Below are 19,993 nucleotides of genomic sequence, written 5' to 3'. Positions count from 1 at the left end.
AAGTGATAATCATTGTCAATTATAAATCTGGAATTTAGTCTTTTCGTCCTGATTGATATTCTATTGCCCTTACACACTATAAAAAAGCTATGTTTTTATTGAAATTCATAGCCATTTCGAAGCAGATCACTCTATTTCTCAAAAGGAATTATAGGTAGATGGGGTTGTAGTTTTGTTACTATTAAGTAGTTCTTATAGAGCAAAGCTGAAAAAGTTCCTGAACCTTATAGCAATAAATGAGACCAGTGAAAAAAGCTAATATTAAAAAGTTATCTTGAATAATTTTTAATATTATTGCATATAGAAGGATTGAGTTAAAAACCTTGTCAACAATGCTAGAAATATTCCTCAAAATAAGCTGGAAAGTTTAAAATAAAAAAAGAAAGAGATTAAGAAGTTAAATTACTTATTGTAGTACCAAAAAGGTACAGATTAGAGAAGATTGGAGGAAAAGCATGTTTGAGAAAGCAATCGTTATTGGTGGAAGTATTGCTGGAAAACTAGTTGCTAAAGCCTTGTCCCCTTCCTTTCAACAAGTGGTTATCTTGGAAGCAGGTCAAGAATGGAAAGAGAAAACACCTAGAAAAAGGGTCCCACAAAGCTATCATCCTCATGTCTTATTAAAAGGAGGAGAAGAAGCAATTGAGAAATTATTCCCACAGTTTATCGCGCAATTAATAGAAGATGGAAGTATTGTAAATAATTTTACTGGAGATTTGAAATGGCACCATTTTGGCTTCTGGAGACAACAATTTTCAGGAGAATTAATAATGGTTCAACAAAGTCGACCTATGCTTGAGTGGCATTTACAAAAACGTATTGAACAAGTTCTCAATATTTCTACTAGATACGAAACAGTGGCAGAACAACTGCTAATAGACCGTCTGCACAATAAATTATCTGGAGTACGAGTAAGATCCCTTAAAACGAGAACAGAAGAAGATCTTTATGCAGATCTGGTTGTTGATGCCAGTGGATTTGGTTCAAAGAGTATAGACTGGTTGAAAACATATGATATAGAGGTTAAAGAGGAAAAGGTGTGGATTCAACTATTCTATGCTTCTAGATTATATCATCTAAAAAACCAAGAACAGCCAGACTGGTGTAACATCCTTATTTCTCCAAGTTACCCTGACAATCCTTATGGGGCATATATCCAAACAATTGAAGAGAATCGTTTCTCTGTGACTTTTAGTGGTTACGTCAATGAAAGCCCGCCGCAAACGAATGAAGAATTTATCTCTTATGCAAAAAGATTGCCCGTCCCTGATGTGCTTCATTTTCTTGAACAAGCAGAGCCTGTTACAGATATTAAAATACATAAGATTCCCTATCAAGTACGCCGGCGCTTCGACCTAGTAAGACATATCCCAGAAGGTTTTTTGGTAATTGGAGACGCTCATTGCCGCTTTGATCCTGTTTTCGGGCAAGGAATTTCTGTCGCTGCGATGGAAGCTTTAGAGTTACAAAGATGTCTTCAACAAGTTACGCACCTCGACAAAGGCTTTACTCAAACATGTCAAAAAAGAATTTCAAAGTTGATTGCAACCCCTTGGAACATGGCGATCACAGAAGCGTTTCGCCATCCTAATATTCAAGGGGATAGGACTTTTGGACAGCCGATTAAACAGTGGTACAGTAAAAGAGTATATCAACTTTCAGCTTTTGACCCGGAAATTTATATTCGATTGGTTAGAGTGATGAATTTAATCCGTCCCCCTTTTCACCTATTCCACCCCAAAATATTGTTCAAAATGTACACCAGTCGGCAGAAATAGATTGTTTTAAAGGAACAATTTGTTAAAATTTAAGCATATTCTAAAAGATCAAACCTGTTTTTGAACAATCTCCCTTCAAAAAGGGTCTCCTTTGTATAAATCGAACTGCTTAGTAAGAATTACAATATTAAAAAGCCCAATTTCTCACTATTAAAAATTGAGAAGTTGGGCTTTTTGGTTTTTCCTCCTATTCCACTTCATTATTTTCTTGAAGTATTTTTATCAATTCTTCAAAATTATCGTTAAATTTGTTAATTCATATTCATAAGTTCCATTGTGCATGTTGTTTCTAGATGTTTCTCTTATAGCATTCGAAATGGTAAATGCAAAAAATAATATACAAAAACTTAAAATAACTAATGCCCCTGTAAGTGATAATTTAGGTTTTTTCTCCCCAAAAATGACTTCCCCCTTTGAAATAAATAAACTTCACCAATATTTGTTACTCTCAGTAACAACTCAAACTAACAATTTGTTTCCACTTTTATTCAATAAACCTGTTTCGTTCGTTGCACCGAGAAGAAAAAGAGCAATCCCTGCTTATTCAAGGATTGCTACTCGTTTGTTATTAAACAATTTTTACAAATCAAATATGAATCTTGTCTTAGCTTTCACTACCAAAAAGTAGACGATGCGACATGACATCTACAGCCACATCAGCCATTCCTACTTTTCTAATTAATCCAACACAATTACTACTAATCATAAAATTAATCAATCTTTATTGGAACCCGCTTTGTTAACGCACGAAGCAACCAAAGACCTATCACTAGCAGTACGACAGTCATTACCATCGCCAATGGAAGTGACAATTCAGGGATAGAAAACCGAATAAATCCAAACAGTTGCAACGAACGTTCCCCTTCCCAACTTATATCCGTCATCCCCACATATATAATCGCAGAAATAATCGTAATCGCTCCACCAAACCCTCCGTACCGATAAAACCCGATACTAATGAGCCAGCCGGCCACATAATACGCAACCACCGACAAGCTATACACCACAAACGGTACTAGCCAAGCCGATTCCACACCGAATACATTACCATGGCCCGTATTCGGCACGTAGGCCGTGAATATTCCCACAAGATGGAGGACGCCCTGTAAAGCACTAGCTAACGCCATAATACAAACCGCTACCCCAACAGCGGCAACAGCCGACCCGATGAAATAATCCTTCCTCGTAATCCCGTTCCCAACAAAATAGCCTAGAAACGCAAAGCACGACAGAATTCCAATCACCAACATGAATATTTTCGTCGGCTGAAAAATAAACGCAAGGAAATGCAAATGTAACGAATCCACATCCGTCACGAACCTAGGAACAACAAGATAGACTACAAAGACAATCCCGACGAACCAAATAGCCCATTTCATTTGCGTAAAAAACAAATCACTAGACACCTTCGCCGCCGTAGAGCCCTCCTTAAAAATACCCGCTTCTCGACCAGAGCCCCGATTCACACCACTTACACTACTCATACCTTCTCCTCCTCCCCTGTTAAATAAATAAACAACTCCTGAAGGGAAACTGGCCCAACATCTAACCCAAGTCTCACCGCTTCCAACTGCTTCTCTTCGCTCAACTCCCCGTAAACCATCACCGATTTCATATCTCCAAGCTGCTGCGTCTTCAACCGCTTCAACCCGGTTCCCATACTAGCCACAAACGAATTCACCGCCGCAGACGCCCCCGTAACCGACGCCCCACGACCAACAAATGCATCATACTCTTCATCAACTAGCAACTGACCATCGTGAAGCAGCAGCACATGATCAAACAAATACTCCATCTCCGACACCAAATGGGTTGAAAGAATCATCGTCCGAGGATGTCGTGCCTGCTCCTCGATCACTTCCTGGTAAAACAACTCCCGCGTCGGCGCATCCATTGCCAAATACACCTCATCCAAAATCGTCACCGGTGTCCGACTTGCCAACCCTAAAATCGCATTCAGGGCCGACTGCTTCCCACTCGAAAGCTTCGAGATCGACTTATCCAACGGCACCTTAAAACGACTCGCCAGCTCCTCCGCATAAGCCCGATCAAAGAAAGGACGATACCGCTGTGCAAACTCAAAGTACCCCATCACCGCTTCATCCTCATCACTATAATCCGTCTCATAGACAAAGCCGATATGCGGCATCACCTTCCTATTTTCAAACGGATCCTCTCCACCGATCAGAAGCTCCCCAGACGACCGCTCTCGATAGGATGCCAAGAGCGACAACAAACTCGTTTTCCCTGCCCCGTTTCGTCCGAGCAATCCGTACGTGTTCCCATGCTCAAGCGTAAACGAAATCTCCTTCAACACCTCATTGTCCTTCAACTTCAACCCTACATTTTTCGCCACAACATCGCATCTCATGATGACCGCTCCCCCTTCAACCGCTTGATGATGTCCGTGATTTCCCGCTCCGTCAAGCCCAGCTTCTCCGCCTCCTGAATCATCGGTAACACAAACTCATCCTCAAACACATGCTTCCGACTCTCCACCAGCTTCTCTCTCGCACCCTCCGCAACGAACATACCAACACCCCGCTTCTTATAAATAATCTCCTCATCCACCAACAAATTAATCCCCTTTGAAACCGTAATATGATTCACCTTATAGAACTGAACCATCTGTGTCGTCGAAGGAATTTGATCATGCTCCTTTAACTGACTCTTCACAATCTGATCCTCAATCCGCTCCTTTATCTGCATGAAGATCGGTTTCTTGTCATGAAACGAAAGACCCACAGCCATCACCACCTCTATACATATATAGTTATATATATGAGTATATAACCTTTCCGAGAATTGTCAAGGTGATGAGATAAAAAGGGTAAATCACTATTGAGGAAAAAGAAAGACAACAACGTTGAAGAGGGTATATAGTTGTAGATATTACTACTTTCGAAACAAGATTCTTTCTCTTCCTCTAAACTTATCCCGCACAGGTCTCCAAGAGCAAGTTGTCTTGTGTATCAATTCGTAGTGGCATCCGTTTTAATAACTATATTACTGTTTAAATTCTAAGCAAAACATTGATCTAATTAGGAGGAGACAATATCAGTTTCTACTGCATTTTTTGCTGAATGGGGAAAAAAATGAAAAAGAGATACCAAAGTAAGCGAAAGCACCTGCTTACAAAAGTATCTCTTTTGTTTTTTTTAGACAAAAACTGCTGCCAGAAGGTGATGACAGTCACAAGAAGTTGGGGATATATGTGCCTGGAAGCACAGGGACTGTTCTTGTATTTCTTTCATTTATTGAAAAGAGAACCGTTCGAGATCAGTGAAAAAGTCAAAAGTTATAACTCTAACTACTATATATGGAAAACGAAACTCCGAACAGATACTACTTGTCGTAGTTGGGTTCCCTCTTTTTAATAGAACTTGCACTTTTTCACCAGTCTCGAACCGGTCCCTTGCTTCAATTTAAAGTAACATATCGATAATTAATCCGGTCCTCGCTTAAATTCTAAGATGCTGGTTTATATTATTGTAAATTAATTACTAGAATAATAGATATCATTCTTTATTGTAGATTCACGTTATTTTTTTTTAGGAATCTGACTTTAGAAATAAATGTATTCAAAGTTCTCGAGTAATTATCTCTACTTCATAATTAGGTATGATGCTAAATAAATTTGATCCAGATCTAACTTTATTACTCTTAAAAAGTTAAGTTACGGCGACAATAGCTTATAATCCCAACCGTTGTAAAGATTATTGCTATTACAACTAATCCTAGTGCAGGAATCCAATCAACATTTCCTGATTCACCAACAATCGTATAAGAAAATGGAGAAATATTTTGAACTACCTCTGGTAAACCAAGCATTGTACCAAACATAGGACCTGAAATTAAACTAAATATAACCGCAGCAAGGGATACTGCAATTGCACCTTTTGGTAGAATCCCTATCATAAGAATTGTAAAAGCTCCAATGGTGAGTATTGCAGAAGCTTGATAAAAGGTGACTTCCATCATCGTTATAAACATAGCATCACCAGTAGACACTTTAGCTGTCATGCCAGCACCTAATGCTAAAAAGAATAAAATGGCCCCTAACCCTAAACCGACACAAATAATCTGACTCATCAATAAATGAACTCTACTCACTGCCGTAGCGAGGATTCCTTCCATATAGCCGTCTACTTCATCATGACGTAACCTTAACAGTGCCAAGACAAAATACACCGACACAAATGTAGCTAGAAATGCTACAAATGACGCCATGATAGAACTAACTAAATTCGGATTACCACCAAACATTTCTAACAGTTGGTTATTGTTTAAGCCAGATACCATATCCTCTATTTCATTACCAATTCCCCCAATTACCATTCCGAAGATAAACATTGCTACAACCCAACTAAGAATTAACCTACGTTGAATCCTCCACATCAATCCAATTGGACTTAACAGCATTTTAGAAGCAAAGGGAGGTCCCTTTTTAGCAGGAAAAAATCCCATTCCTACATCCCTTTTTGTACTGACATAGAATGCAATAAAGACAGTAACAAAAAACAAGAAGCAGAATAACCAAAGAATCCACCAATTATTATCATGGAATGCATACACTTGACCAAGCCATCCCCACGGTGACAACCATACTACCCAATGACTTTCAACAGCAAAGGTATTTCTATTAAACTCCCCTAGTACATCACCGATAGAGCTGATAAGAAAGACCACTGCAAAGGTGATAGTAACCATGCCCACTGCACCACTAGAAGTTTGAGATAGCTGAACTGCGATGGAAGTGATACCAGCAAAAGAGATCCCTATCCCTGCAAAAACAAATCCAGTTAAAAGGGCTCCTTCCATTTGAAAATTATTAAATAACATCGCTGCAGCAATCGTAATTCCTACTAATATATTAAAAATAACAGTGACAATTAATCCAGATGTTAAACTAGCATATTTTCCTACCGCAGTGGAACTAATCATCTCCGTTCGTCCTGTTTCCTCATTCTGCCTAGTGTGGCGTATAACTGTCTGCATACTTACTAATACAATGATAATACCAATTAAGATAGAACTTCTCATCAACATAGCAGATTCTATACTGACCCCTGCTGCTGGTATATCAAATAGTCTAATTGCAGGGCTTTCAGCTCTAACTGCTATCTGTTTGATCACTTCTTCTTGCGTAGGCATTAAATCATGCATTGCGATACCTACAGAAGTAACAAATGACGTAATCACTGCTACCCAAATAAATATTTTTACCCGGTCCCGTTTAAAAGCAAGAGAAGTTAAAGTACCTGTTCCTGTAAACTCATTTCGCATCCTTTCACCCCCTATCACTTTGCTGAGTACTATTAATTTCATTATCGTAATGTCGCATAAAAAGATCTTCAAGTGATGGTGGTGTACTTGTTAATGTCTTTATTTGAAATGGAAGAAGGTGTCGCAACACCGAGTCAAGATTCTGAGTATCGACTTGAAACTTCGCTTTCTTCCATTCAACTGATACATCAAAAACATTCTGTAAATCCTGTAAACCGACAATTTGACGTCCTGTCTCTACAGTAACGTTAGTACGCGTTAAGTGACGTAATTCCCCCAAAGTACCAGTCTCCACAACCTTCCCTTTCTTTATAATACTTACTCTGTCACAAAGTCTCTCTACTTCCGCAAGAATATGACTAGAAAGTAAAATTGTTTTTCCAGCAGCTTTCGCTTCTGCAACACAATCTTGGAATACCATCTCCATTAAAGGATCCAATCCTGATGTCGGTTCATCTAAAATGAATAAGTCCACATCCGATGCAAAAGCAGAAATAAGTGCTACTTTTTGTCTGTTGCCTTTTGAGTAGGTTCTACATTTTTTTCTCGGATCAAGATCGAAACGCTCAATTAGTTCTGACCTGCGTTTCGTATTCATACTCCCTCTTAAATTGCCAAACAAGTCAATGACCTCTCCACCAGATAAATTCGGCCATAAATGTACATCCCCTGGGACATATGCTAAACGTTTGTGCAGATCAACTGCATCTTTCCATGGATCCTTACCGAATAGTTTCGCTTCCCCGCCAGTTTTCCGTAATAATCCGAGAATAATGCGAATAGTAGTCGATTTCCCTGCCCCGTTAGGTCCTATAAACCCTAATACTTCCCCTTGAGTTAATTCTAAATCCACTCCGTCCAAAGCAACAAAATGGCCGAATTTCTTTGTTATATTTCTTAATTCCAATACAGACATATCACCAACTCCTTCTATTTATAAAAACAATCTTTTAACACCATTAAATAATGGTCAATTTTTTCTATCGTTTCTTCCAAATTATATTCTTCAATTGATATATCCTTTGCCTTATTCCTCTCTTGTTCAATAACGCCTTCCATTGTCCAAGTAATCACTTTTAAGGCTTTGTCCACTTCTAAATCTGCTTTAAATTTTGATCCATCTATTTTTTTAAATAAATCATTTACTTTAGCAGGATTAAAATTCTCTTTTCTACCTTGCAGTTCAACTACTACTTCCTCTGCTTCTTCAAAATAAGCGGACATGATGAAATTGATGATTTCAGGAAATTGACGCATCAAGTTAAACTTTAAAAAGGCCATATTCCCCCAAATTTTGATAACGTCTGTTTCTGTATAATCAATTCCTGCATAAAATTCATCGTTTGCAACTTTCACAGCCCTATCAAATAAATATAAATACAACTCTTTTTTATTTCTAAAGTAATGAAAGAGCAGCCCCTTTGAAATACCAGAATCTTTTATAATTTCATTCGTAGAAGCCTTTTTATAACCTTTATGTGAAAACTCTCTCATAGCAGCATTTATTATCTTTCTTTGTTTTAGTGGATCAATGTTAAAAAATTTAGAGTTGATTATCATCACGTCCCTTCTTCTTTAATAACCACTGGCTAAACAAAGATATAATGATTGACCACTTTGTACAAGGTAGCTCAAAAAATTTATAACCTTAATATAAAAAGAGTGTGTAAAGGATTAAAAATCAATACACACTCTTCTTACGATATTTCTAGTAGTATCGTATAAATACTCCTTCTTCCTTAGTACTTGATAGGTTAGTGAGCTCTGTTCCTATTTCTACATAAAACAAAATATAATATGAGGGTATTATGGACAATCTTGATGTATAGTTAAAAAAGAAGATTGCAGAATGCAACCGTGAATTCGGAACCCTCTTCATTGTTTAATAAAATTATTCAATTGGCGTTCCTATCCCCCGTGTTAAACGAGGCACCCGTCCCTTGCTCCTGAAAAAACCTCTTGCGAAAATTCATTCGCAAGAGGTCGTATTCTAATAATATAAATTTTTGTTCTAAAGATTCTCTAAGCAGGTTTTTCCTTGGAATTTATTTAGACCTTGTAAGTGAATTCCTTCATTCCTAAAAACTCCTACCCTGCCTCCACCTCCCATTCTTCGTCTGTCGGTGGATAGGTTTTCTGTACTTTAAAGGAAAGAATCAACGCCACAAACGTCAACACAGTAATCATCCCAAATGCGATTATCGCTCCAAATATATCGGGATTCACGATCTGAGGAAAATTAGCTCCTGCCCTTTCTGCCGTTGTCATCGTTGTCACGAGTAATCCGGTTCCAATAGACGCTGACATCTGACGTATTGTATTTGTCACCGCTGACCCATGGGGAATCAATTTTCTCGGTATTTGATTCAGTCCTGCTGTATTGACTGGCATCATCACCATCGAGAAACCAAACATACGAATCGCATACATTACAGTTAAATACAAAATCGAAGTGGTTGCATCAATGAAGAGAAAAGCAAAGGTTGAGATCGTCATGATGATTAAACCTGGAATAGCCAACACCCGTGCACCAAATCGATCGAATATTCTTCCTGTAATGGGAGCCATGAAACCTGTTATTAATGCCCCAGGGAGCAAGACAATTCCCGCTTCCACTGCTGTAAACCCACGCATGTTGTGCATATATAATGGAATAAGTGTCTCAAGCCCGATAAGGCCCAAAAAGCCAATACTGCATATGATTGTAGAAAGAGTAAACATATGCGCCTTAAAAACACGGAATTCCAGCATCGGATGGGATAATCCAAGCTGACGCTTAATGAAAAAGTAAATCAGTAACACTCCAAGGACTAGGAAGATTACCGTTTGTGGACTTCCCCAGCCATTGTTCCCTGCACTCGTGAACCCGTACAGAAGTCCCCCGAATCCAAATGTAGATAACATAATCGATATGGGGTCGACTTTCGGGTTTTTTAGCTCCGTCACATTCCTCATACTAATATACGCCAAAACCAACATCAGCAATGCTAAAGGGATAATTCCATAAAACATGTAGCGCCACTCATAATTCGTGGTCACCCACCCAGACAACGTCGGTCCGATTGCTGGTGCAAACGAAATCACAAGACCTATATACCCCATAGCCGCTCCTCGGCGTTCTACCGGAAAAATAAGCAAGAACACCGTCTGCATTAATGGAATCATGACCCCTGCCCCAATTGACTGAATAATCCTGCCTGTAAGTAAGATAGGAAAATTTGTCGCCATGGCCGCGAGCACCGTTCCAATCGTGAAGATTGCCATTGCCGATAAGAAAAGCTGTCTCGTCGTAAATTTTTCAATTAAAAAAGCAGAAATGGGTACCATTATGCCCATCACCAGCATAAATACAGTTGTTAACCATTGCCCTGTATTCGCCGTGATATTCATCTCTTCCATCAGAGGGGGAATGGCTGTAATCATGAGCGTTTGGTTCAAAACAGCAATAAACGACCCTATGAGCAATAATCCAGCAATCAATACTTTACTATAACTCTCTTTATTTTCCATATAAAAACCCCTAATTAATCATATCTTGAACCTTTATAAACTCGGTTTAAGTTTACTAAACAATGTTCGCATTCCTTTATGTCTGATCCTGTATATAAGTATATCTCAACTATTATATTTCGCAATACGAAATATAGACCTTTTTTTAAAGGTCCATCATGGACAGATTCCAAATTGAACCCAGAAAGTTTGACACCTTCCCTGTCCCAATAATTCCTCAAAAAAAGTACCAACTATTCTATAAATAGTAAATAGAAAGTTGGCACTTTTCATTGTTCTATCTGCTAAAGTACTTGTCCTTTGTCCTATTACATATATTCAAGGTGGCTAGGACAGTAATGGCAGATAAATATGGGTGTTAAATAGTTTTTCTCAGTTTAGAATATGTTTTTTGGGGTCCATACATAAGGTAGGCTCGACAAGGAAGGCAACTTGTAATATATGCAAGTGGATAGTGATAAGTGAAGAACAGTGGAATTGGAGGAATACAGCAAAAAACTTATAAAGAATTAGCCAAACAACACTCTGACACTCCCTTCTTTTTGTGCTGTTCGAAAACAGCTTTCTATAAAATCCAGAATTTGTTTTTGATCCCAATCTAAGAGATCATTTTGAGGTAGGATTGAATCACCACAATCGTATAATTGCTTGAACTCATTCAAAGCCTTTTCAATTTGTTGTATTGAAAAAGTAGAACTGTCGCCTACTCCACTAACTTCTCCATCGTAGTCATTTGCGTCCAGTAAGTCGTACAGTATGGTAGCATTATAATTCTCCATACTAAAACGTGCATAAGCAATTTCTTCTCCTGATTTATTGTATCCTGCAATATCGTGACCCATTAAATGTCCTCCTTCAAAAGCTTAATAATTCATCAGCATTTATCTTGTTTCGGAAAACACTATTTTTCTAACTTATTTGTGTAATGTCTCACTCTGAAATTGTTTATTAACCCTACAATAGGAAGAATCATTCCATTATTTCTAAATTTTAAGCCTTGCACAAATGCACCGGCTTAAGTTTTTATAATGATTGCTTGTCCCTCAGCTCAATCGGATACACACGTATATCATCAAAGTAACTAAAATTTGTTTTCTCTAAGATGTAGCTATACATTTCACTTGGGAACTCAGAAGCTGCAAATGGACTGTTTTGATATTCATGTAGATAAAGGTCTGCTAAATCAGGTCTATCTTGAAAGAACGTTCGCACATTCCTTTCAATCACCTGTTCAATATAGTCTTCAATTTTTTGTTCATCTTTTTTAAACCTCTTGTATAAATCAATTCGATATTCAAGGAACTCCGCAAACAAATATCCACCTTCATCCTCTAAAAAATCCTCGAGAAAACTACTATTAATACAAAATGACTTCACATATTCTCGGAAAAACGGATCTTCTGAATAAATGAGTAAAGATTTACTCCTTGCCTCAGCCTCATCACTTGCCTCAACAATGAACGTCTCTTCTTGATCAACATCACTACCAGGGAAAACTAGAAAAGTTGGCATATCCATTTCCTCCTTTTTTTTACAAGTACCTAATTAGGTATATTTACTTTATCTATTTTTCTAATAGTTGTGGTATAAATGGTAAGATAATCTTGCTAGGAAATTGCTAATGAAGGCTAGATTTCTAAAAAGAAAGATAGCAACAAAAAAATCCCTCTACACTTAGTGCAAAAGGATCAATACATTTAATATACTATTTATTGATTATATACTTTCCGTAAATTCTCTATATCTATCTTCTTCATTTGAAGCACCTCTTGCACTTCCACTAAAAACCATACTTATCTGCCAATTTGTATTCTCCTAATAGTAGGTCGTGGTTCCCTCTGTCCCTGGTTTCATTTCATATAACGATACTCCATCAGACTATTCAAAATAGAGAGTTCTTGCAATATTTCCTCTCCAACATTCGTTTCTAGTACCTTTTTTCTCTCTAGTTCTTTATCTACCAATCTTTTTACTGATAAAACATCAGTTCCATTTATTAATACATCTTCTTTCGAATTAAAATGTTGATGCGCGACCAGTTGCATACCGAAGGAGTTGTATAATAAAGTGTATCCAGCAATCCCTGTTGTTGATTGATACGCCTTAGAAAAGCCGCCATCAATTACAATCATCTTTCCATTTGCTTTAATTGGATTTTCTCCATCAATTTCTTTAACTGGTGTATGACCATTTATGATATGTCCTTGATCAGGATTAAGATCAAATTCTGCTAGGATTTTGCGACAGATTTCCTCATTTTCACGTAAATGGTAGTATGGGTTCTTTCTCTCTTTATGGGTTTTTTTATCCTTAATGAAATACCTTTCAAAGGTTGTCATTTCTCTTTTCCCAAATAGTGATGAATATTCTCCTGTCCATAAATACCAGACCATATCTTTCGCAAGATCATCTGTCTCTTCAGGATGAGCAAAAGCATGTCGTAAATAATGTTCAAACGTATCAAGTAACTCACGACCAGCATAGGTTTTATTTTCAATGACCATTTTTTCCATATTTCCTTCTTCATCTAAAGGAATACAGCCGTGTATTAATAAGTTTCCGTTATATTTTAAATAAAGGCTACCTTTTTTCATAAGAAAATTCATATGTCTAGCCAGCTTTTCCGAATGCTGGACAGAAAATAACAGTTTGTCCAGCACTTGCTCTTCTTCCTCTAACAGTTGATCGGGTTGTTCCTGATTAATCGTTGCAAAGCAAGTATTTTCTAGTGGGTATGTTTTCCCATGAATCGTTATTTCGTTTCTGTCATAATCAATTTTCTCAAGCAAAAGTCTTTCTGTCATCTTAAAGTCCGGGCGTCTCTTTATAATAGGGCTTTCAAGTTTGAACTGAATCATAGCAATGGCTTGATGAATTTTTGTAATTTGTAATTGCTCTTCCTCAGATACTTTTTTATCTGAATGTATTTTTGGTCTAAAGACTGGATTGTCGTTATAATATTTTTCCGCAAGATTTAGAAGTGGCCTGAGGTTGATTCCATACACATCTTCAATAATGTCCAAATTGTCGTAGCGAGCACAGATACGAATAATGTTAGCGAGACAAACTTTGGATCCAGAAAAGGCCCCTAGCCATAGGACATCATGATTCCCCCATTGAATATCAACGGAATGATAATTGATAAGAGTATCCATAATTTTATCAGGTTCAGGTCCGCGATCATAAATATCTCCCACTACATGAAGATGGTCAACAACCAATTGCTGAGTCGTATAAGCAAGACCGATAATGAGCTTATCAGCTTGACCTAGTGTAATAATTTGCTGGACAATTTTTGTATAATACGGTTCCTTATTTGTGTATTCATCGGTTTTGTATAAAAGTTCTTCTATAATATATACAAATTGATCAGGCAATGCTTTTCGTAATTTCGAGCGAGTATATTTAGAAGACGCATAAGAAATAAGATTAATCATACGCTCAATGATGACTATATACCATTGATGTAATTCTCTTTCATTATCAAAATCATTCTTAATTAATTTTATTTTCTCTTCAGGATAATAAACTAATGTTGCAAATTCTTTAATCTCTTTTTCAGTTAATACCTTTTTATAAAGGTCTTCTATTTTCCCTTTTACATTCCCCGAACCATTTCTTAACACATGTTGAAAGGCTTGATACTCCCCGTGTAAATCACTAACAAAATGTTCTGTACCCTTTGGTAGATTAAGAATGGCTTCTAGATTAATAATTTCAGTGACCACTTTTTCTTCACAATCATATTTCTGGGCCAACAAATCTAAATATTTCGAGTTCACAATTATGTATCCCCTTCCAAAATTCATTGTTGTTTTATATTGAAAAGATTGCAATAAATACTACATTATAAGAAAACTCAAATCGAAATTAGATTGATATTTTCATTGTCATGTTAACTTTAAATCTACCAATTCGATCAGTTGTTTTCTATTATAGCACAATGGGACAAGGAAGAAGACAAGGGGACGGGTCCGCGAATTGATAAAGACATTCTTGCCCACATTTATATTTTTACCACAGTCTGTTAAATAATAGTGCCAGTCACCCCCGTATTTCCTCGATATTATTTCGACAGTCAATTTCAGCGGTTATATGAAGTTTGTTTAGTAGTAAGAACAAAGCTTAATAGAATTTAAATTAATAAACAATAAAGAACAGAATCATTTATCGAGATTCTGTTCTTTATTTGACAGTATGTTTGGTTTATTCGCAGAATCTATTTTTACAACTTGTTAACTTTATTTCCCTCCCTAATTCACTCCTGTTTTGGACTTATCTTTATTTAGGTTAAATTCTTCTCCTTTGACATCGCTTCCATTCCAGCATCTAAAACTTCTAAAATTCGATCCACATCATAAACACTGCCACGCCAAGTCCCTCCACTCACTGCTTGAAGTGCAGCCCATAGACGTGTGTCATCAGGTAATTGAGCATTTGGCTTCAAATCCGGGTGGCAGTTACGTCGATTTAGGACCTCTGTTGCTTCTGAAATCGATAACCTTTCATCTTTAGCGCCAACGAAATTAACAGTTCCTTCTAATTGAACACAATCGATAACAATTTCAATCATATCTCCATCGCGCAACTTCCCTATCGGCCCATCAGCCAATGCTTCTGGCCCAACATGACCGATGCACGCTCCAGTAGACACCCCTGAAAATCGAGCATCTGTAATTAAGGAAACATGCTTCCCAAACGGTAAATATTTAAGAGCAGACGTTAATTGATATGTCTCTTCCATACCCGTTCCTAAAGGGCCTCCCCCCATTACAACCATCACATCGCCTGCTTGGATCCCTCCTGTTTTTATCGCTCTGATTGCATCCTTTTCGGATGTAAACACTCTCGCTCCACCTGTATGTCTATACACTCCATCCTCTCCAACAACTGTCGGGTCTATAGATGTTGATTTGATAACAGCTCCGTCAGGTGCAATATTGCCCTCAGGGAATGTGACTGTTGAAGTGAGACCTCTTTTTCTTGCCTGTTCCGGATCCATGATGACCTGATCAGGATGAACGCCATCTTCATTCATTAAGCGCTTTCTAATTTCTTTTCGGCGCTCTGATTGCTCCCACCAATCTAGATTTTCACCAAGGGTCGCCCCAGTAACGGTTAGAACATCTTCATGCAAGAGACCTAGCTTTCGTAAATGGAGCATCACTTCGGGAACGCCACCGGCAAGATAAGCACGAACAGTCGGATGATAATCAGGACCATTTGGCAATACGCTAACGAGCCTTGGTGTTTTCCTGTTAATTCGTACCCAATCTTCTACAGTAGGAATTCTGCATTTTGCTGCATGGGCAATAGCCGGAATATGGAGCAAAAGATTGGTTGATCCGCCAAACGCGGCATGCACAACCATTGCATTCTCTATTGCTTTGTCTGTCACAATATTTTTTGTAGTAATTTGATTTTTTTCCATTTCTAACGCGGCACGTGCCGATTGCCTTGCCATCTCTCCCCAAATAGGCTGACCTGACGGGGCTAATGCGGAATGAGTGACGGCCATACCAAGAGCTTCTGCTACAACTTGAGAGGTAGCTGCCGTGCCTAGAAATTGACACCCTCCCCCCGTTGAAGCACAAGAAACACAACCTAATTCAGAAGCTTCTTTTAACGTAATTTCATTATTGGCAAAACGCGCTCCAATCGTTTGAACCTTCCCCGCGTCTTCTCCAACTGTTGGCGGAAGTGTAACCCCACCTGGGACGATAACGGTTGGTAAATCATGTGTTCCTGCTAAGGCAATCATCATTGCGGGCAACCCTTTATCACACGTGGCCACTCCTATAACAGCCTGTCGTGTTGGGAGAGAACGAATTAAACGGCGATAGACAAGAGCCGCATCGTTTCTAAAAGGAAATGAATCAAACATTCCTAATGTCCCCTGAGAACGTCCATCACATGGATCACTTACAAAAGCGGCAAAAGGAACCCCTTTCTTCTCACGAATTTCTTTCGCTGCCTCTGCCATTAATAAATCGACTTCCCAATGACCTGTATGATAGCCTAATGCGATCGGACTGCCATCTTGATCACGAATGCCTCCATTCGTTCCTAAGATTAATACTTGCTTTCCAAGCAGCTCCTCGGGCTTCCACCCCATACCAACATTTTGAGTCATCCCAAAAAGATCTCCACTAGGGGACTCCTCAAGCATTTGTGCCGTCAAAGGCAAACTGCCTATAGGGCCTCTAGCATGTGTTTGTACATTATAAATTGACTGATCTTCATCGTTGAAAACGATATGCAGTGACATAACAGCCTCCGTAATTGTATTTAGACGTAAAAAAGCATAACTATTTCGTACAGCAACTATTTCCTTAACCTTTTACTCTTGTAAAGCCATCACGAGTTTCTACACTTTGTTTGTTGTACTGGGGGGACGTTCGCTAATTCTAATATTTTCTTCACTTGTGCCTTTTTTTCATGATTAAGAGGCTTTGTTGGCGGGAGGACGTGTGTGGAAACATCCATTCCACATAGCTTCATCGCTTCCTTGACGACGTTTACAAATGGACTATCAATCTTATAAAGCGATGGAAGGATCGCTAATTGTTTATACAATTTAACTGCTTCCTTTAAGTCTCCTGCAAGAAAGGCATTGTAAATACCAACAGATAAGTTTGGTGCAAAGTTTCCACTTGCCGAAATAATTCCATCTCCACCTAGCTTTACGCCTTCTTTAATTAAATAATCAATTAAACGGCTCATTTGTTGTTTATTCGATTCCTGCTTCGTTAAAAATGGTTGAGACCGGTGGTATAACCCCTTTAAATGCTTTGACACTGTTCATATTACCCCTCCTACTTTTTATCCTTTGTTTTTTATGACTTGGTACTCAATAAAACTATTTTGTTTCACATTATAAAACTTGGTGCTATTATTTAGAGTATATGACTAATTATAGCATAAATCCCCAAAAAGAAAACACTTACAATCAAGAATCTTACTAGCTTGCTTGCTAAACTCCTTTAAAAAGCGTTCCTGTTCCTGTAAAATTGGGTACGAAAGTTGCTTAAAAACGTAAAAAATAAGATGAATATGAGGGTTGTTTATGCCAATTATCCAATCTGTCGTACGTGCTCTAGGAATCTTAGATTTATTTGATGAACACACGACCGAGCTCAAAATAACCGATATTAGTGAAAGAATGAATCTTCATAAAAGTACTGTCCATTCATTATTGAAAACACTTCAAGAATCCCATTATATCGAACAAAATCCTGAAAATGGTAAATACAGACTTGGAATGAAGCTTGTTGAGCGTGGAAATTTAGTGATGAGTACCATTGATTTAAGAAAGATAGCGAAGAAATATCTCAGTGATTTATCAAAGGAAACCGGGCAAACGAGCCACCTTGGAATTTTAGACGGGGATGCGGGTGTATATATTGATAAGAAAGAAGGAGAAAAGGCCATTATTCGCTACTCAAGAATTGGAAAGAGAATCCCACTCCACTCAACGGCGATTGGAAAAATCCTTTTAGCATACCAGAGTGAAAAGCATTTAAAGCAACTATTGGATGGTTATAACTTCAATCAATTAACGGAAAAAACGATAATCAATCGCGAAGAACTATTGAGGGAATTAACCGAAATAAAAGAACAAGAACATGCAATCGATAATCAAGAAAACGAGCAAGGTGTACGCTGCATTGCCGTTCCAATCAAAAATCAAAAAAATGAAGTGCTTGCTGCCATAAGTATTTCTACCTTAGTTTCAAATGTAGATGATCACAAACTCCATGAATACCTTCTATTATTAAAAAACATCGGAGATCAGTTGTCTGAAGAAGTCCGTTATGGGTATGTCACTTGAATGGAATCTTAGATCATAAAATGGAAATGTCCCAAAAAAGTACGTTTTTGACCTTTTGGGACACCTCCGCTCATTGCCAACTCTTTTTCAGCTTATGAACCTTGTATATTCGACTACTAATAGTTAGAGTTTACTGAATAGAACCCCCCAATAGTTAGTTTGCCGAACGAACAAAGTCTGTTAGAATAGAAACCAAGGAATCGAAACCGCTTTCTAAAGTAAACCTGTGCGAACTGATTAGAAAAAATGGAGGGAATATCATGAGTGTAAATGAATTGGCACATCGTAAAGGGAGTAAGACAATCAAACTTGTAGATACATCAGGAAATCCTATTTTAGGAAAGACCATATCCCTTAAACAGACAAATCACAAGTTCTTATTTGGCTGCGGTATTTTTGAGGCTATCGAAGTAGCAAACAAAAGTGTACCTGAAGACAGACTGGCATTTTTAGAAGAACAACTGGATAAGTTTTTAGATGTATTTAACTCTGCTACACTACCTTTCTATTGGGCATTGTTCGAACCTGAAAAAGGAAAACCACGCACAAACGAATTAAAAACGGCTGCCCACTGGTTAAAAGAAAGAAATGTAACAGTGAAAGGCCATCCCCTTTGTTGGCACACCCTTACCGCTCCATGGCTCCTTGATATGAGCAATGAAGAAATTTTAAATGCACAGTTTGATCGAATTGAACGTGATGTATCAGATTTTAAAGGGGTAATCGATACGTGGGACGTGATCAATGAAGTGGTTATCATGCCAATCTTTGATAAGTACGATAATGGGATTACTAGAATTTCTAGAGACCTTAGCCGTGTTGGAATCATTAAAGAGATGTTTGAAAAAACACGTGAATTCAACCCTAATGCTACATTATTATTAAATGACTTTAATACATCGATCAACTATGAAATCTTAATAGATGGCTGCCTCAATGCAGGGGTTACAATTGATGCAATTGGGATTCAGTCCCACCAACACCAAGGCTATTGGGGCCGTGAGAAATTAGAAGAAGTATTAGAACGTTTCTCATCTTTTGGTCTACCAATTCATTTTACAGAGAATACATTAACATCTGGACATGTTATGCCAGCTGACATTGTAGACCTAAATGATTATCAGATCACAGAATGGCCATCAACACCAGAATTTGAAGAACGTCAAGCCAAAGAAGTAGAAGAAATGTATTCCATTTTGTTTGAACATCCTCTAGTAGAAGCCATTACAACATGGTCATTCAGCGATGATGGAGCATGGCTTGGTGCCCCCGCTGGCTTTCTTAGAAAAGATAATAGCCCAAAACCAGCTTATGAAGTAGTAAAGAAACTAATCAAAAATGACTGGAATACAAATGTGACTTGTAAAACAGATGACAACGGATGCGTTTCATTTGAAGGATTCCTTGGTGAGTATGACCTTGTCTGTGGGGATAAAAAAGTAAGCTTTAAATTAGAGAAAAGTGAAGACACAGAGCAGATAGTAATCTAAAAGAATTTCCAGCTAAAATGTAGGAAAGGGACGATGTTTCGCATATGAAGTTACCCATGTTGCAAATGGCGATATGGTGATGGTGACGCTTTTATTAA

Annotated in this window: 15 protein-coding genes; 3 read left to right on the top strand and 12 right to left on the bottom strand. The window is 37.9% G+C overall.

Going from position 1 to position 19,993, the window contains the following annotated elements; translation table 11 throughout:
- The first annotated feature begins 455 nt into the window (after positions 1-455).
- Complete coding sequence (locus tag AC1FXP_RS13020) at positions 456-1,778, top strand: FAD-dependent oxidoreductase (protein ID WP_480062017.1); 1,323 nt, start codon at positions 456-458, stop codon at positions 1,776-1,778.
- 710 nt (positions 1,779-2,488) lie between these two features.
- On the opposite strand, the gene AC1FXP_RS13015 is transcribed toward AC1FXP_RS13020, so the two are convergent.
- The 12 genes from AC1FXP_RS13015 to AC1FXP_RS12960 all read right to left on the bottom strand — a co-directional run bounded on the left by AC1FXP_RS13015 (position 2,489) and on the right by AC1FXP_RS12960 (position 17,372).
- The gene (locus tag AC1FXP_RS13015) at positions 2,489-3,262 is read right to left on the bottom strand and encodes a hypothetical protein (RefSeq protein WP_480062015.1); all 774 of its coding nucleotides are present in this window, start codon (positions 3,260-3,262) and stop codon (positions 2,489-2,491) included.
- On the bottom strand, positions 3,259-4,149 hold the full coding sequence (locus AC1FXP_RS13010; RefSeq protein WP_480062013.1) for an ATP-binding cassette domain-containing protein: 891 nt from the start codon (positions 4,147-4,149) through the stop codon (positions 3,259-3,261). The genes AC1FXP_RS13015 and AC1FXP_RS13010 overlap by 4 nt, the downstream gene beginning before the upstream one ends.
- Positions 4,146-4,529, bottom strand: a complete 384-nt coding sequence (locus tag AC1FXP_RS13005) for a GntR family transcriptional regulator (RefSeq protein ID WP_480062011.1) — start codon at positions 4,527-4,529, stop codon at positions 4,146-4,148. Before AC1FXP_RS13005 ends, AC1FXP_RS13010 begins: the two co-directional genes overlap by 4 nt.
- A 912-nt stretch (positions 4,530-5,441) precedes the next feature.
- The gene (locus AC1FXP_RS13000; protein ID WP_480062009.1) at positions 5,442-7,064 is read right to left on the bottom strand and encodes an ABC transporter permease; all 1,623 of its coding nucleotides are present in this window, start codon (positions 7,062-7,064) and stop codon (positions 5,442-5,444) included.
- A gap of 4 nt (positions 7,065-7,068) precedes the next feature.
- Complete coding sequence (locus tag AC1FXP_RS12995; RefSeq protein WP_480062007.1) at positions 7,069-7,980, bottom strand: ABC transporter ATP-binding protein; 912 nt, start codon at positions 7,978-7,980, stop codon at positions 7,069-7,071.
- 14 nt (positions 7,981-7,994) lie between these two features.
- On the bottom strand, positions 7,995-8,624 hold the full coding sequence (locus tag AC1FXP_RS12990; protein WP_480062005.1) for a TetR/AcrR family transcriptional regulator: 630 nt from the start codon (positions 8,622-8,624) through the stop codon (positions 7,995-7,997).
- Between the two features lie 528 nt (positions 8,625-9,152).
- Positions 9,153-10,574, bottom strand: a complete 1,422-nt coding sequence (locus AC1FXP_RS12985) for an MDR family MFS transporter (RefSeq protein WP_480062003.1) — start codon at positions 10,572-10,574, stop codon at positions 9,153-9,155.
- Between the two features lie 509 nt (positions 10,575-11,083).
- Positions 11,084-11,416 carry a hypothetical protein gene (locus AC1FXP_RS12980; RefSeq protein ID WP_480062001.1) on the bottom strand — a complete coding sequence of 111 codons (333 nt, stop codon included), beginning with the start codon at positions 11,414-11,416 and terminating at the stop codon, positions 11,084-11,086.
- Positions 11,417-11,597: 181 nt separating this feature from the next.
- The gene (locus tag AC1FXP_RS12975; protein WP_480061999.1) at positions 11,598-12,086 is read right to left on the bottom strand and encodes a hypothetical protein; all 489 of its coding nucleotides are present in this window, start codon (positions 12,084-12,086) and stop codon (positions 11,598-11,600) included.
- A 338-nt stretch (positions 12,087-12,424) separates the two neighbouring features.
- The gene (fbp, locus tag AC1FXP_RS12970; RefSeq protein WP_480061997.1) at positions 12,425-14,356 is read right to left on the bottom strand and encodes a fructose-1,6-bisphosphatase; all 1,932 of its coding nucleotides are present in this window, start codon (positions 14,354-14,356) and stop codon (positions 12,425-12,427) included.
- A 503-nt stretch (positions 14,357-14,859) separates the two neighbouring features.
- Positions 14,860-16,842 (bottom strand): YjhG/YagF family D-xylonate dehydratase, encoded by a 1,983-nt coding sequence (locus tag AC1FXP_RS12965; protein WP_480061995.1) that lies wholly within the window; start codon positions 16,840-16,842, stop codon positions 14,860-14,862.
- An 89-nt stretch (positions 16,843-16,931) separates the two neighbouring features.
- On the bottom strand, positions 16,932-17,372 hold the full coding sequence (locus AC1FXP_RS12960; protein ID WP_480061993.1) for a dihydrodipicolinate synthase family protein: 441 nt from the start codon (positions 17,370-17,372) through the stop codon (positions 16,932-16,934).
- Between the two features lie 268 nt (positions 17,373-17,640).
- Between AC1FXP_RS12960 and AC1FXP_RS12955 the strand changes: the two genes are divergently transcribed.
- Together AC1FXP_RS12955 and AC1FXP_RS12950 are read left to right on the top strand one after the other, a co-directional pair.
- A complete protein-coding gene (locus AC1FXP_RS12955) occupies positions 17,641-18,405 on the top strand; it encodes an IclR family transcriptional regulator (RefSeq protein WP_480061991.1) in 765 nt (254 codons plus the stop codon).
- Between the two features lie 260 nt (positions 18,406-18,665).
- On the top strand, positions 18,666-19,895 hold the full coding sequence (locus tag AC1FXP_RS12950; RefSeq protein WP_480061989.1) for an endo-1,4-beta-xylanase: 1,230 nt from the start codon (positions 18,666-18,668) through the stop codon (positions 19,893-19,895).
- Positions 19,896-19,993: the final 98 nt, after the last annotated feature.

The organism is Halalkalibacter sp. HAAS-P013, assembly GCF_056619925.1.
Note: the sequence above shows the minus strand (reverse complement) of the source record. Positions and strands in the feature narration are given on the sequence as shown.

What these genes read in the sequence shown, in the direction of transcription:
- AC1FXP_RS13020 (WP_480062017.1), top strand. Translation starts at nt 456, where the DNA reads ATGTTTGAGAAAGCAATCGTTATTGGTGGAAGTATTGCTGGAAAACTA.
- AC1FXP_RS13015 (WP_480062015.1), bottom strand. Translation starts at nt 3,262, where the DNA reads ATGAGTAGTGTAAGTGGTGTGAATCGGGGCTCTGGTCGAGAAGCGGGT.
- AC1FXP_RS13010 (WP_480062013.1), bottom strand. Translation starts at nt 4,149, where the DNA reads ATGAGATGCGATGTTGTGGCGAAAAATGTAGGGTTGAAGTTGAAGGAC.
- AC1FXP_RS13005 (WP_480062011.1), bottom strand. Translation starts at nt 4,529, where the DNA reads ATGGCTGTGGGTCTTTCGTTTCATGACAAGAAACCGATCTTCATGCAG.
- AC1FXP_RS13000 (WP_480062009.1), bottom strand. Translation starts at nt 7,064, where the DNA reads ATGCGAAATGAGTTTACAGGAACAGGTACTTTAACTTCTCTTGCTTTT.
- AC1FXP_RS12995 (WP_480062007.1), bottom strand. Translation starts at nt 7,980, where the DNA reads ATGTCTGTATTGGAATTAAGAAATATAACAAAGAAATTCGGCCATTTT.
- AC1FXP_RS12990 (WP_480062005.1), bottom strand. Translation starts at nt 8,624, where the DNA reads ATGATAATCAACTCTAAATTTTTTAACATTGATCCACTAAAACAAAGA.
- AC1FXP_RS12985 (WP_480062003.1), bottom strand. Translation starts at nt 10,574, where the DNA reads ATGGAAAATAAAGAGAGTTATAGTAAAGTATTGATTGCTGGATTATTG.
- AC1FXP_RS12980 (WP_480062001.1), bottom strand. Translation starts at nt 11,416, where the DNA reads ATGGGTCACGATATTGCAGGATACAATAAATCAGGAGAAGAAATTGCT.
- AC1FXP_RS12975 (WP_480061999.1), bottom strand. Translation starts at nt 12,086, where the DNA reads ATGCCAACTTTTCTAGTTTTCCCTGGTAGTGATGTTGATCAAGAAGAG.
- AC1FXP_RS12965 (WP_480061995.1), bottom strand. Translation starts at nt 16,842, where the DNA reads ATGTCACTGCATATCGTTTTCAACGATGAAGATCAGTCAATTTATAAT.
- AC1FXP_RS12955 (WP_480061991.1), top strand. Translation starts at nt 17,641, where the DNA reads ATGCCAATTATCCAATCTGTCGTACGTGCTCTAGGAATCTTAGATTTA.
- AC1FXP_RS12950 (WP_480061989.1), top strand. Translation starts at nt 18,666, where the DNA reads ATGAGTGTAAATGAATTGGCACATCGTAAAGGGAGTAAGACAATCAAA.